We start from the raw sequence: 12,445 nt of genomic DNA on the forward strand, positions 1-12,445 counted from the left end.
CAAGCCGCGTCAAACGGCGCCGGTGTATTCGCCTCGTGCGGGGTAGTTCTTCGCCAGCGCGAAATCCACCGCCGCGAGCAACTCGTCGAAATGTGGCCGTGCGAACGGCATGGTCTGCACCGCCCCGTAGTACAGCGTGCCGTCAGGGCGCACCAGGAACACACCGGGTTCGGAAAACAGCGCGGGTTCCTCGATGCCGATGGACGTCGTGCCGCGCGAGGTGCTGATGTACAGGCCCCACGCGCGCGCCGTCGTCAGCGACAGGTCGTGGCCCATGCGCAGGTCCGGGGCGTTGAGTTTGTCCGCCATGGCTTTGGCTCGCTCCGCCCCGTCGCTGGACAGGGCAATGACCTTCAGGCCGCGTTTCTCGAACTCGGGCAGCAGACGGCCCAGTTCGAGCAGGTACTTGTGGCAGATGGGGCAGTGCAGCCCGCGGTAGAACACGACGACGGTGAAGTGCTCGGCCGCGTCGGTGGCCAGGTCGAACGCACCGTGGGCGAGGGTGGGCACCTGCAGGGCAGGAACGGCTTGGCGGGGCATCAGCATGGGGAAGAACCTCCAGGGTGGAACAAGCCGCCACTGTAGTTCGGATTTCTGGACGAAAGGCGTTCAATGATCCTGATTGGTCGATAATTCGTCCCATGACCGATCGCCTGTCCAGCCTTCTTCAGCGCTTCACACTGCGCGCCCGCGTGTACCACGGGGGTGCGATCCGGAACGAGCTGCGCCATGACGGGCACGGCAGCGAAGGCCGTCTGCACCTGGTGCATGAAGGCCTCGTGGTGTTTTCGGGACCCGGTCGGCGGCGGATGAAGGTGGTGGCGCCCAGCATGATCTATCTCCCGCGCGGCGTGGCGCATCGTCTGCAGCCAGCCCCCGGTGCGACGGCCGAGGTGGTCTGCGCCGCCGTGTCCTTTGGCAGCGCGCAGGAAAACCCGCTGCTGCGCAGCCTGCCGGACCTGGTCTGCGTGCCACTGGCGGAGATGGCGGGGCTGGAGGTGACGCAAACCTTGCTCGCCAGCGAATCGCTCGCCAACCGCTGCGGCCATGCCGCCGTGGTGGACCGGCTGGCCGAGGTGCTGGTGGTGCAATTGCTGCGCTGGTGCATCGAGCGCGGCGAACTGCACAGCGGCAGCCTGGCCGGGCTGGCCGATGCGAGGCTGTCGCGCGCCATCACCGCCATGCACGACCAACCGTCCGCGCCGTGGACGCTGGACTCGCTCGCGGCGACCGCGGGCATGTCGCGCTCGCGCTTCGCGGCGCAGTTCAAGACGGTGGTGGGTGTGCCCGCTGCCGAGTACCTCAAGCGCTGGCGCGTCGGTGTGGCCAAGGGCCTGCTGCGCCGGGGGCTGCCGATCAAGGCGGTGGCGCACGACGCCGGTTACGGCAGCACCAGCGCCTTTGGCAAGGCCTTCGCGCAGGTGGAGTGCGTGTCCCCCTCCGGATGGCGCGACCGGCTGGCGTGACCCAGTCGGATCGCTTCAGACGGCGCCGCGGTGCCGCTCAATGCAGGTCTGCAGCACGTCGTCGTGACCGCGCTTCCACCAGTTGCCGGTGGAAAAAATCTCCACTTCGCTGAAGCCCGTGAAGCCTTGCGCTTCCACCCAGCCGCGGATGCGCGGGATGTCGATCACGCCGTCGCCCATCATGCCGCGGTCGTTGAGCAGGTCGGTGGTGGGCGTGAGCCAGTCGCAGACATGGAAGGCGAGCAGGCGGCTCTTGCCCGCGCGCACGATCTGCGCCTGCAGTTTTGGGTCCCACCACACGTGGTACACGTCCACCGCCACGCCGAGGGCGCCTGTCTTGCCCGGGTCCAGCGCGTCGCACACATCGAGCGCCTGTTCCATCGTGTTGATGCAGGCGCGGTCGGCCGCGTACATGGGGTGCAGGGGCTCGATGGCCAGTGGCATGCCGTTGGCCTTCGCGTACTCGAGCAGCTCGGCGATGCCATCGCTCACCTGTTGCCGCGCGCGCGCGATGTCCTTGTGCACCGCCTGTCCGGCCAGCGCGCCGGGCAGGCCGCCGACCACCAGCACCAGACAGGGTGCACCGAGTTCGCAGGCTTCGTCCACCGCGCGGCGGTTGTCGTCGCGCGCGGCCTGCAGGCCCGCCGCATCCGCGGCGGGAAACATGCCGCCCCGGCAGTAGCCCGAGAGCTGCAGGCCAAGCGCCTTCATCTGCGCGGAGACGGTCTTCAGGCCCGCCGCTGCCACCTGATCGCGCCAGGGCGAGACCGCCTGGATGCCGTGGTGCGCGACCGCGTCGAGGATCTGCGGCAGCGGCAGGTCCTGCCCCCGGCTCTTGCGCACCGTGGCGGTGTTGATGGAGAGCCAGCGGTGGTCTTGCGAGAAATCGCGCATCAGGCCTCCACCCCGTGCAGCGTCAGCAGCGTCTTCATGCGCCGCACAGCCAGATCGGGCTGCTCCAGCAGTTGGGCCGCGTCGGCCAGGCGGAACAGCTCGGCCAGATGCGGCAGCGAGCGCGTGCTCTGCTGGCCGCCGACCATGGTGAAGTGCGTCTGGTGGCCGTTGAGCCACGCCATGAAGACCACGCCCGTCTTGTAGAAGCGCGTGGGTGCGGCAAAGATGTGGCGCGACAGCGGCACCGTGGGGCCCAGGATGTCGTGGAAGCGCTGCAGGTTGCCCTGCGCGAGTTCGCCCAGTGCGGCGGCGGCGGCCGGCGCGATGGAGTCAAAGATGCCCAGCAGCGCATCGCTCTGGCCGTGGGTGGGCAGCTTGCCCCAGGCATCGCCGGCGATGAGTTCGGCGTAGTTGAAGTCGTCGCCGGTGTACATGCGCACCCCGGCCGGCAGGCGGCGGCGCATGGCGATCTCCTTGTCCTTGTCGAGCAGAGAAATTTTGATGCCGTCCACCTTGTCGGGGTGCGCGGCGATCACCGCCAGCGCGGTGTCCATCGCCTGGTCGACATCGTTGCTGCCCCAGTAGCCCTTGAGCGCCGGGTCGAACATGTCGCCCAGCCAGTGCAGCACCACGGGTTGCCTGGCCTGGCTCAGGATGCGGTCGTACACGCGTTCGTAGTCGGCCGGGTTTTTCGCCACACGGGCCAGCGCGCGGCTGGCCATGACGATGAGCTTGCCGCCGAGCTTCTCGATCGCGGCCATCTGTTCCTCGTAGCCGGCAATGACCTCGTCGACCGTCTTCACGTTCTCCAGCACGAGGTGGTCGGTGCCGCAGCCCGAGGCCACCAGCGCGCCGGGCACGTCCTTCGCGGCGTCGAGCGAGCGGCGGATCAATTCCAGCGAGGTCGGCCAGTCCAGGCCCATGCCGCGTTGCGCGGTGTCCATGGCCTCGGCCACACCCAGACCGAGCGACCACAGGCGTTGTCGGTAGGCGATGGTGGCGTCCCAGTCCACCGCGCACTGCAGCCAGGGGTCGATGGCCGCCAGCGGGTCGGCCACCACGTGCGCGGCGGAGTAGGCGATGCGGTTGAATGGCACACCCGGTGCGGGCTTCACGGGCGTGGCGCCGCTCAGGGTGTAGGCCGTGACATGGCCCGAGGCGTCGGGGAGTTTCAGGGACAGTGCCATGGTCAGACCTTCAGGGCGGGCACGTCCACCCAGCGGCGCTCTTTCCAGCTCTCCAGTGCGGCCTCCACCAGCTGCACGCCCTTGGCACCCTCGGGCAGCGTCCACTTGTAGGGCTCGTTCTCCACCACATGGCGGATGAAGTGCTCCCACTGGATCTTGAACCCGTTGTCGTACACCTGCGTGTCCGGCACGTCCTGCCATTGCTCGCTGAAGTTCATGGTGTTCTTCACGTCCGGGTTCCACACCGGTCGGGGCGTGTTCACGCGGCTCTGCGCCTTGCAGCCGGTCAGCGTGGCCACGGCGGAGCCGTGCGTGCCGTCGACGTGGAAGGTCACCAGGTCGTCGCGGTTCACGCGGGTGGCCCAGCTCATGTTGAGTTGTGCGATCACCGGCTCACCGTTGTGGCCGGTCAGTTCGGCGGTGGCATAGGCCGCGTCGTCCGCCGTGCACGCATAGGGCTGGCCGGCTTCGTCCCAGCGTTGCGGGATGTGGGTGGTGCCGATGCAGGAGACCGACTTCACCTCGCCGAACAGGTTGTCCAGCACGTAGCGCCAGTGGCACATCATGTCCAGGATCATGCCGCCGCCGTCTTCCTTGCGGTAGTTCCAGCTCGGTCGCTGAATGGGCTGCAGGTCGCCCTCGAACACCCAGTAGCCGAATTCCAGGCGCACGCTGAGCATGCGGCCGAAGAAGCCGGCGCGGCGCAGCATGTCGAGCTTGCGCAGGCCGGGCAGGAAGAGCTTGTCCTGCACGGCGCCGTGCTTGAGGCCCGACTGCTCCGCCAGGCGCGCGATCTCCACCGCTTCGTTCAGGTTGGTGGCAATGGGCTTCTCGCAGTACACGTGCTTGCCGGCGCGAATCGCCTTGGCCAGCAGGGTGGGGCGCATCTGCGTGGTGCCTGCGTCGAAGAACACCGTGTCGGCCTTGTTGGCGAGCGCGGCATCCAGGTCGGTGCCCCAGCGCGCGATGCCGTGGGCCTTGGCCAGCGCTTCCATCTTCTCGGCGTTGCGCCCGATCAGGATCGGGTCGGGCATGACCTTGTCGCCATTGGAGAGCGTCACGCCGCCTTGCGCGCGGATGGCGCAGATCGAGCGGATCAGGTGCTGGTTCATGCCCATGCGCCCGGTCACGCCGTGCATGATGAGGCCGAGGGTCTGTGTTGCCATGTGGGGTCTCCGTGAAGGCAGGGGGTTCATTGAATGGGTTGCAGGCTGCGCCAGTGCGGCGTGGCGGCCGACGCGAAGCCGGCGACGTGCAGGGAAATCAGGTCGAGCTGGCCGTGGCGCACCGCCAGGTGCGGGCGGCCCGACGTGCTTTCGTACAGGCTGGGGTGCGCTTCGGCGAAGGCCTGTGCTTCCTCCACTGGTGCGGTGCCGAAGCCATCGACGTAGTGGTGACCGTTGCGCTCGATGTGGCGCACGCCCAGGCTGGCGGCGAGCAGGGTGTCCTGCTGCACCGCCAGGCCGGCCTGGCAGGTGAGGTCTTCGCCCGAGAGCAGCAGTCGCGGGTCCTGCGCGATGCGGTGGGCATTGCGCAGTGAACGGTAGATGCCCTTGCAGGCCTTGCTGGAGATGCCGCGGTAGCCCAGCGCCAGGCCCTCTTCGAGCGCTGTGGGGTGGTCGTCGGACTCGTCCAGGATCACCGGCACGCCGATGCCCAGCGACGCGATGGACTCGCGCAGCGCCACCGCGCGCGCCAGTGGCTGCTCCAGCAACAGCGTGCGGCGCAGCAGCTCGGCCAGCGCGGGCGTGGCGAGCAGCACCTGCCAGAAGCGGCCCAGGCTGGCCGCGTCGGCAAAGGTTTCGTTGCCGTCGAGCGTGGCGCGGTAGTCAACGCCGAGCCGCTGCAGCAAGCCGGCGATGTGCGAGAGGCGCTCGACATCGGCCTCGATCTGGCCGCTGAGCTTGAGCTTGAAGTGGTGCAGGCCATGGCGCCGGATGGCGGCTTCCAGCGTGGCGGGCAGGCCGTCCTGCGGATCCGCGCCGGGGTCGCTCTCGGTCAGGCGGTCGGCCAGGCCCACGGTGTGGCGCAGCACCACATGGGTGGGGCGCACCAGTTCCAGGCGCGCGCTCCACGGGTCGCCCAGTGCACCGGCGCGCAGGCCGTCCACCCATGAGACGCCGGCCGCACGCAGGGCGGCATCGGCCACGGCCTTGTCGAGCAGGGCCGGGCCGAACTGCGCGGCCAGGCGCGGCAGCCCGCGCGCGAGTGAGACGGCGATGGCCGCGTCACCCGCGGTCTGCGAGTGCGTGTGCGGACTGAGCGTGTCCTGGCTCGCCAGCAGGGCGTCGCGCGCGTTGCGCAGCGATTCGCGCAACTGCTCGAAATTCTGTTCGTGCGTGAACGCAGGCGTCTTGTCGAACCACTTGGGCACCATCAGCTCGGCGCTCGCGCCTTCCACGAGGCGGCCCTGCACCTCGGCGCGCACTTGCACGAAGGCCTGGGGGCACTGCGTGACCGTGGCGGCACCGAACCGGAAGGGCAGGCGCAGGGTGACGTGGCGCTGGAACAGCTGCACCTCGCGGATGCGCAGGGTCACGGCGGTGCTCATGACAGGGTCCTCCAGAGTTCGCGCAGGTGCAGGGAAGAGGCCTCCGCGCAGCCCGGGCCGTCGGGCACGTACTCGAACGGTTCCACCGCCACCCATCCTGCGTAGTCCATGTCCTTGAGGACTTGCAGCACCGGGCGCTGCTCGGTCTCGCCCTGGCCGGGAGCGCGGCGGTTTTTGTCATTCACCTGAACGTGGGCGATGTGGCCGTTGGCGAGGTAGCGGCGCAGCACCTCGTGCACGGGGTCGCTCTCGCTGTGCGAGGCCGCGCTCACGTCGAGCATGGTGCGCAGGGCGGGCGAGCCGATGCGATCCACCAGCGCGGCGGCCTCGGCCACGGTGTTGATGACCGGGGTCTCAAAGGGCCCCAGTGGTTCGAGGCAATAGACCACGCCCGCGGCAGCCGCATGCGGCGCCAGTTCGGCCAGCGCCGCTTCCAGCCGCGCGGTGGCGTCGGCCACGCTCTGGCCCGGCGCGGGCGAGCGCTGCGCGGGCGATCCGTGCACAAGAATGCCGGCCTCGCACGCGGCCGCGAAATCGATCAACCGGCGCAGCAGGTCGAGCGTTCGGCGGCGCAGGGCGGCATCGTCCGTCACCAGCGACAGACCCTCGGGTTTCACCAGCAGCCAGTGCAGGCTGGAGATGCGCAGCCCGCGCGCCAGTGCCGTGGCACGCACGTGGCGGGCCATGGCGTCGTCGAGCGTGAACGGGTCGTCCGCCAGCGTGAAGGGTGCGATTTCCAGCGCGTCGTAGCCCAGGCGGGCGGCGGCATCGCACTGCTCGGCCAGCGGCAGTGGCCGCAGCACCTCGTTGCACAGGGACAGCCTCATGCCCGGGCCTCGCGCCGTGCCGGTCGGATGTACAGGCTCCAGAGCTTCCAGCCCACGGTGGCGAAAATCAGCGCGGCGACCGTGCCCGCAATCGGGCGGGTGAAGAAGGGCGAGAGGTCGCCGTCGGAGAGGATCAGCGCGCGGCGCAGGTTCTTTTCCAGCAGGTCGCCCAGCACGATGCCCAGCACCAGTGGTGCCATGGGGTAGCCGAAGTGGCGCAGGAAGAAGCCGATCAGGCCGAAGGCCAGCATCACGTAGACGTCGAACAGCCGGCCCGAGATGGCAAAGCTGCCGACCGCGCAGAGCACGAAGATGATGGGCACGATCAGATGCTGCGGCACGCGCAGCACCTGCACCAGCGCCTTGGTGAGCACCAGGCCGTAGATCAGGATACCGATGGTGGCGAACAGCATCATGGCCACCACGTCGTACACGAAGGACGGGTTCTCCACCATGATCAGCGGGCCCGGCTTGATGCCGTGGATGATCATGGCCGCCATCAGCACCGCTGCCGGTGCCGAGCCGGGAATGGCCAGCGTGAGCACGGGGATCATGGCGCCGGGCACACAGGCGTTGTCACCGGTTTCGGCGGCCATCAGGCCTTCCACCGAACCCTTGCCGAACTTTTCCTTTTCCTTGCTGCCGCGCTTGGCGGCGGCGTAGGACGACCAGGCCGCCACGTCCTCGCCCACGCCGGGCACGATGCCCACGCCGGTGCCGATGAGGCCCGAGCGGATGATGGTGCGCCAGTACTGGAACACGTCGCGCAGTTTCGGAACCACGGTGTCGAAGGCGCTGATCGTCACCGGTGCCTGGCGCCGGCGCATCGCGGTGAGCAGTTCGGCAAAGCCGAAGGCGCCCACCAGCGCGGGCACGAGCTGGATGCCGCCGGCCAGATCGCGCACGCCCCAGGCAAAGCGTTCAAAGCCGTACTGCGGCTCCTGGCCGATGGTGGCGATGAACAGGCCCGCGATGCCGGCGATCCAGCCCTTGAGCGGATCGTCGCCGGTGAGCGTGCCGGCAATGATCACGCCGAAGAGCGCGAGCCAGAAAAACTCGTAGGCACCGAACTTCAATGCCATGCCACCGAGAACGGGCGTGAAGGTGGCGAGAAAAAACATGCCGATCAGCGTGCCCAGGACCGAACCGGTGGTGGCGATGCCCATGGCACGGCCCGCCATGCCCTGGCGTGCGAGCTGGTAGCCGTCGAGGCAGGCCGCCGCCGAGGCGGGCGTGCCCGGGATGTTGAGCAGGATGGCCGAGCGCGAGCCGCCGTAGATCGAACCCACGTAGGTGCAGATCAGGATCAGCAGCGCCTGGCTGGGCGGCAGCTTGAGCGTGAGCGTGGTCATCAGCGCCAGCGCCATCGTGGCGGTGAGGCCGGGCAGGGCGCCCATGATCACGCCGACCAGCGAGGCCAGCAGCGCGTAGGCGATGACTTCGGGCGTGCCGAAGCGGACGATGGATTGGCCGAAAAGAAGCAGTCCGTCAAACATGGCAGGGGGAACTCGGGCAGGCTCAGGGAAGACGGACCAGGAACACGTGCTGGAACACGAGGGTGACCACGGCGGAGGTCAGCACGCCGGCTGCCACCGCCACGACCAGGCGTCGGCCGCGCGCGGCGTCCTCGGGAGCGAATTGCCAGACGAAAGCCGCCACGAACATCGCCGTCACCAGCCAGAAGGGCGCGCGCCCGACCAGCAGGCCGGCGTACACCAGCGTGAGCAACAGCGTGATGCCGATGCGGCGGTTGACCAGGGGTTCGGCGGCTGGCCCGTCGTGCCCAGCAGCGGCCCGGCGCCACCCACGCAGCATCAGCACCAGCCCCAGCAGCGCCACCACGCCGCCCAGCATGCCGGGCACGAAGCCCGGCATGGTGTAGAGCTCGGCGCCCATGGACTCGAATCGCTCCATGCGCAGCGATTCCGCCACGATCAACAGGCCAAAGCCTGCCCACCCCGCGCCGCCCCAGAGGTCGGAGCGGGCGGATTTACCACCCTCGGTCATGCTGTGTGTTCCGTCGTGCTTGAAGGGGCTCAGGGCTTGGGAATGCCCACGGTGTCGGGCGACACCTTGGCCTTGCCGGCGGCCTGTTGCGTCCAGGCGTAGGACTGGATCGCCGGGAACACGGCCTTCTGGGCTTCTTCACCCGCCATCGGCGCGAACATGGCGCCACGCGACTGCGCGTACTTGCGCAGCGCCTCGCTCTTGACCATCTCGGTGGCCCAGATCTTGTTCAGCGTGGCCGACACCTCGGCGGGAACGGCCTTGGGCACGAAGATGCCGAAGTAGTTGATCGGGTCCTTGTAGCCCGGGATGAACTGTGACAGCGGCGGGATGGTGCCGTAGCCTTCGATCTCGATCGACTTGTCGCCCACCACCGCCAGCGGACGGATCTTTTTGGCGCGGATCATGTCGGTCTGCTCCGCCGCGAGCTGCGTCGTCACCTGGGTTTCGCCCGAGGCAGCGGCCACGGCAGCGGGAGCCCCGCCGTCGTAGGTCACGTGCTTGTAGGTCACACCGGCGGCGCGCGAGAGCGATTCGATGGCCGAGTGCCCGCTGGAGTTCACGCCGGCGGTGGCCACCGAGATCGAACCCGGATTGGCCTTCATCGCGGCCAGCAGCTCGGGCATGGTCTTGTAGGGCGTGTCGGCGTTCACGCCGACGACGGCGATGTGGGCCACGTTCAGGTACAGGTTCCAGTCACTGGCCGACGTGTCGAGCATGCCCAGCACCTTGTAGGTTCCCAGGTCCTTGGCGCCGCCGGCGGTCCAGGTGTAGCCGTCGGCCGGCGCGGCCATGGCGTTCTTGGTGCCCACTGAGCCGGATGCACCCGGCTGGTTCAGGATGACGATCTTCTGGCCGAGGTGCTTTTCCAGTTCCGCGGCCGTGACGCGCGAAACCTGGTCGGTCGATCCGCCCGGGGCCCAGGGCACGATCAGGGTGATGGGGCGGTCGGGCTTCCACTGCGCCATGGCGCTGACCGAGGCTGCCGCGAGCACGGCGGTGACGAGAAGTTGGCGGACGGGAACGGATTTCATCAGTTGTCTCCTGGGGGTTAATTCACCGAGCGGTTAATAATAGGAATCGCCCCGGTCACCGTCAAGCCGTGCCGCCGCTCAGTTCATCAGTACATACCCTAGGATCACGTCGCACATGTGAGAGAGCCGTTCGCTGTGCGCCTTGGGGGTCATCAGGTCGCGCCCGAAGATCGCCGAGAGGGTGTGGTTGTTCGACAGGTAGAAGTACGACAGGCCGGCGATCGACACGTAGAGCTGCAGCGGGTCGATGCCGCCGCGGAACGCGCCCTCGGCGCGGCCGCGTTCGAGAATTTCACCCAGCGTGGCGATCAGTGGCGAGTTGAGCTGGCGTGCCCGTTCGGACTGCGCGAGGTGCCGCGCGCGGTGCAGGTTGGCGCTGTTGAGCAGGGTGAGAAACTCGGGGTGCTCGAGGTAGTAGTTCCAGGTGAACTCGACCAGGCGGCGCAGCGCGGTCGCGGGCTTGAGGTGCAGCAGGTTGAGCTTGCGTTCCTCTTCGCGGATGTGGCGGTAGACCTGCTCCAGAACCGCCTGGAACAGCTTCTCCTTGTCCTCGAAGTAGTAGTAGATCAGGCGCTTGTTCAGGCCCGCTCGCTCGGCGATGCGGTCCATGCGCGCACCCCCCAGTCCATGCTCTGCGAACTCGTCGCGGGCCGCATTCAGGATGGTATTCTGCGAGCGGTCGGCGTCGCGCAGGCGCTCTTCCGCGGCGGGTGTGGGTGTGCTGCTCATGCCGCAATAATTCTCTAGTTGGTTAATAAAGTCAAATCCATGCCCCAGATCGCCGGCCACCTTCTCGTGCAATGTCTCATCGCTCAGGGCGTGACCCATGCCTTTGGTGTGCCGGGTGAAAGTTACCTCGCCGTGCTCGACGGCTTTCATGCCCACGCCGACCGCATCCGCTTCGTGACCAATCGACAGGAAGGGGGGGCGGCCTTCATGGCCGAGGCCCAGGGCAAGCTCACCGGGCGACCCGGTGTGTGCTTCGTGACGCGAGGACCGGGGGCGACCAATGCTTCCATCGGCCTGCACACCGCGTTCCAGGATTCGACCCCCATGGTGCTCTTTGTGGGTGACGTGGCCAGCGACGCGCGCGACCGCGAAGCCTTTCAGGAAGTGGACTATGCCGCGTTCTTCGGCCCGTCCACCAAGGGCATGGCCAAGCGCGTGGAACGCATCGACGACGCGCGCCGCATCCCCGAATACGTGGCGCGTGCCTTTGCCACCGCCATGAACGGTCGCCCCGGCCCGGTGGTGCTGGTGCTGCCCGAGGACATGCTCACCCAGACGGTGGACGCCCAGCCCCTGCCGCGCGTGGAGCCGGTGCAGGCCTGGAGCGACCCGGGCGCGCTGCGCGAGTTGCGCACGCTGCTGCTGGCCAGCGAGCGCCCGCTGGTGATCGCCGGTGGCGGTGGCTGGACGCCGCAGTCGGCTGCCGCGCTGCAGCGTTTCGCGGAGAACTGGCAATTGCCGGTGGCCAATGCGTTCCGCTTTCAGGACACCTTCGACAATCACCACCCGCTTTACGCCGGCGACGTGGGGCTGGGCATCAACCCCGCGCTGGCGCGCCGTGTGCGCGAGTGTGACCTGCTGATCGCAATCGGCCCGCGCCTGGGTGAAGCCACCACCGGCGGCTACACGCTGATCGAGGCACCACGGCCGAAACAGAAGCTGGTGCACATCCATGCCAGCGCCGAGGAGCTGGGCCGCGTCTACCAGCCCGTGCTGGCGATCAACGCCACGATGAACGCGGCGGCGCGCAGCCTGGAAGTGCTGACCGCGCCGCCCACCGTGCCCTGGGCCGACTGGGCGCAGGCCTGCCATGCCGACTACGAGGCCAATGTCGACGTGGCCAATGGCGGCATCACGCTGCCCGGCACCATCGACATGCCGGCCATCATCCACACCTTGCAGCAACACCTGCCCGCGGACGCGGTGCTCACCAACGGCGCTGGGAATTTCGCGAGCTGGCTGCACCGCTTCTACCGCTACCACGGGTTGGCGAAAGGCCACAAGACGCAGCTCGCGCCCACCAACGGCGCCATGGGCTACGGCGTGCCGGCGGCCATCGGCGCGGCCATTCTCACCGGGCGCACGGCCTTCACCATTGCGGGCGATGGCGACTTTCTCATGAACGGGCAGGAACTGGCCACAGCAGTGCAGCATGGCGCGAAGAGCATCGTTCTGCTGCTCAACAACGGCAGCTTCGGCACCATCCGCATGCATCAGGAGCGCGAATACCCGGCGCACGTGAGTGGTTCGGGCCTGTCCAACCCCGACTTCTGCGCCCTGGCCCGTGCCTACGGCTACGCGGCCGAACGCATCACCCACACCACCGAATTCGAACCCGCGCTGCAGCGGGCCCTGGCCGCACCGATCGGCACCGTGATCGAGGTGTTGCTCGACGTGGATGTGATCACCACGCGTGGCACGCTCGGCGCGATCCGGCAGGCCGCCCAGCGCGCCGCGATGTGAAGAAGTC

Annotated in this window: 12 protein-coding genes; 2 read left to right on the top strand and 10 right to left on the bottom strand. The window is 68.2% G+C overall.

Going from position 1 to position 12,445, the window contains the following annotated elements:
• Nucleotides 1–9: 9 nt before the first annotated feature.
• On the bottom strand, nucleotides 10–546 hold the full coding sequence (locus tag AB7P10_RS05100) for a peroxiredoxin-like family protein (RefSeq protein WP_428292756.1): 537 nt from the start codon (nucleotides 544–546) through the stop codon (nucleotides 10–12).
• Between the two features lie 95 nt (nucleotides 547–641).
• Between AB7P10_RS05100 and AB7P10_RS05105 the strand changes: the two genes are divergently transcribed.
• Nucleotides 642–1,466, top strand: coding sequence for a cupin domain-containing protein (locus AB7P10_RS05105; protein WP_428292757.1), 825 nt, complete (start codon nucleotides 642–644; stop codon nucleotides 1,464–1,466).
• A gap of 15 nt (nucleotides 1,467–1,481) precedes the next feature.
• Here AB7P10_RS05105 and AB7P10_RS05110 read toward each other — a convergent pair whose 3' ends face one another.
• The 9 genes from AB7P10_RS05110 to AB7P10_RS05150 form a co-directional block, all read right to left on the bottom strand.
• Nucleotides 1,482–2,360: a sugar phosphate isomerase/epimerase family protein gene (locus tag AB7P10_RS05110; protein WP_428292758.1), complete on the bottom strand. Its 879-nt coding sequence runs from the start codon at nucleotides 2,358–2,360 to the stop codon at nucleotides 1,482–1,484.
• Entirely contained in the window at nucleotides 2,360–3,547 is a 1,188-nt protein-coding gene (locus AB7P10_RS05115; protein WP_428292759.1) for a dihydrodipicolinate synthase family protein, read from the bottom strand. The genes AB7P10_RS05110 and AB7P10_RS05115 overlap by 1 nt, the downstream gene beginning before the upstream one ends.
• A gap of 2 nt (nucleotides 3,548–3,549) precedes the next feature.
• A complete protein-coding gene (locus AB7P10_RS05120; RefSeq protein ID WP_428292760.1) occupies nucleotides 3,550–4,713 on the bottom strand; it encodes a Gfo/Idh/MocA family protein in 1,164 nt (387 codons plus the stop codon).
• 26 nt (nucleotides 4,714–4,739) lie between these two features.
• Nucleotides 4,740–6,098, bottom strand: a complete 1,359-nt coding sequence (locus AB7P10_RS05125; protein ID WP_428292761.1) for an enolase C-terminal domain-like protein — start codon at nucleotides 6,096–6,098, stop codon at nucleotides 4,740–4,742.
• The gene (locus AB7P10_RS05130; RefSeq protein WP_428292762.1) at nucleotides 6,095–6,925 is read right to left on the bottom strand and encodes a sugar phosphate isomerase/epimerase family protein; all 831 of its coding nucleotides are present in this window, start codon (nucleotides 6,923–6,925) and stop codon (nucleotides 6,095–6,097) included. Before AB7P10_RS05130 ends, AB7P10_RS05125 begins: the two co-directional genes overlap by 4 nt.
• Nucleotides 6,922–8,421 carry a tripartite tricarboxylate transporter permease gene (locus AB7P10_RS05135; RefSeq protein ID WP_428292763.1) on the bottom strand — a complete coding sequence of 500 codons (1,500 nt, stop codon included), beginning with the start codon at nucleotides 8,419–8,421 and terminating at the stop codon, nucleotides 6,922–6,924. Before AB7P10_RS05135 ends, AB7P10_RS05130 begins: the two co-directional genes overlap by 4 nt.
• 22 nt (nucleotides 8,422–8,443) lie before the next feature.
• Nucleotides 8,444–8,932: a tripartite tricarboxylate transporter TctB family protein gene (locus AB7P10_RS05140; RefSeq protein WP_428292764.1), complete on the bottom strand. Its 489-nt coding sequence runs from the start codon at nucleotides 8,930–8,932 to the stop codon at nucleotides 8,444–8,446.
• A gap of 29 nt (nucleotides 8,933–8,961) precedes the next feature.
• On the bottom strand, nucleotides 8,962–9,966 hold the full coding sequence (locus tag AB7P10_RS05145) for a Bug family tripartite tricarboxylate transporter substrate binding protein (protein ID WP_428292765.1): 1,005 nt from the start codon (nucleotides 9,964–9,966) through the stop codon (nucleotides 8,962–8,964).
• Nucleotides 9,967–10,044: 78 nt separating this feature from the next.
• Entirely contained in the window at nucleotides 10,045–10,695 is a 651-nt protein-coding gene (locus AB7P10_RS05150) for a TetR/AcrR family transcriptional regulator (RefSeq protein ID WP_428292766.1), read from the bottom strand.
• Nucleotides 10,696–10,734: 39 nt separating this feature from the next.
• Between AB7P10_RS05150 and AB7P10_RS05155 the strand changes: the two genes are divergently transcribed.
• Nucleotides 10,735–12,438 carry a thiamine pyrophosphate-binding protein gene (locus AB7P10_RS05155; RefSeq protein ID WP_428292767.1) on the top strand — a complete coding sequence of 568 codons (1,704 nt, stop codon included), beginning with the start codon at nucleotides 10,735–10,737 and terminating at the stop codon, nucleotides 12,436–12,438.
• The last annotated feature ends 7 nt before the right edge of the window (nucleotides 12,439–12,445 follow it).

Origin of the sequence: Hydrogenophaga sp., assembly GCF_050182545.1 — a bacterium.
Lineage (GTDB): Bacteria > Pseudomonadota > Gammaproteobacteria > Burkholderiales > Burkholderiaceae_C > Hydrogenophaga.

Bases quoted from the DNA above. Each gene is read 5' to 3' on its own strand.
- AB7P10_RS05100 (WP_428292756.1), bottom strand. From the start codon at position 546: ATGCTGATGCCCCGCCAAGCCGTTCCTGCCCTGCAGGTGCCCACCCTC.
- AB7P10_RS05115 (WP_428292759.1), bottom strand. From the start codon at position 3,547: ATGGCACTGTCCCTGAAACTCCCCGACGCCTCGGGCCATGTCACGGCC.
- AB7P10_RS05145 (WP_428292765.1), bottom strand. From the start codon at position 9,966: ATGAAATCCGTTCCCGTCCGCCAACTTCTCGTCACCGCCGTGCTCGCG.
- AB7P10_RS05135 (WP_428292763.1), bottom strand. From the start codon at position 8,421: ATGTTTGACGGACTGCTTCTTTTCGGCCAATCCATCGTCCGCTTCGGC.
- AB7P10_RS05155 (WP_428292767.1), top strand. From the start codon at position 10,735: ATGCCCCAGATCGCCGGCCACCTTCTCGTGCAATGTCTCATCGCTCAG.
- AB7P10_RS05140 (WP_428292764.1), bottom strand. From the start codon at position 8,932: ATGACCGAGGGTGGTAAATCCGCCCGCTCCGACCTCTGGGGCGGCGCG.
- AB7P10_RS05105 (WP_428292757.1), top strand. From the start codon at position 642: ATGACCGATCGCCTGTCCAGCCTTCTTCAGCGCTTCACACTGCGCGCC.
- AB7P10_RS05125 (WP_428292761.1), bottom strand. From the start codon at position 6,098: ATGAGCACCGCCGTGACCCTGCGCATCCGCGAGGTGCAGCTGTTCCAG.
- AB7P10_RS05130 (WP_428292762.1), bottom strand. From the start codon at position 6,925: ATGAGGCTGTCCCTGTGCAACGAGGTGCTGCGGCCACTGCCGCTGGCC.
- AB7P10_RS05110 (WP_428292758.1), bottom strand. From the start codon at position 2,360: ATGCGCGATTTCTCGCAAGACCACCGCTGGCTCTCCATCAACACCGCC.
- AB7P10_RS05120 (WP_428292760.1), bottom strand. From the start codon at position 4,713: ATGGCAACACAGACCCTCGGCCTCATCATGCACGGCGTGACCGGGCGC.
- AB7P10_RS05150 (WP_428292766.1), bottom strand. From the start codon at position 10,695: ATGAGCAGCACACCCACACCCGCCGCGGAAGAGCGCCTGCGCGACGCC.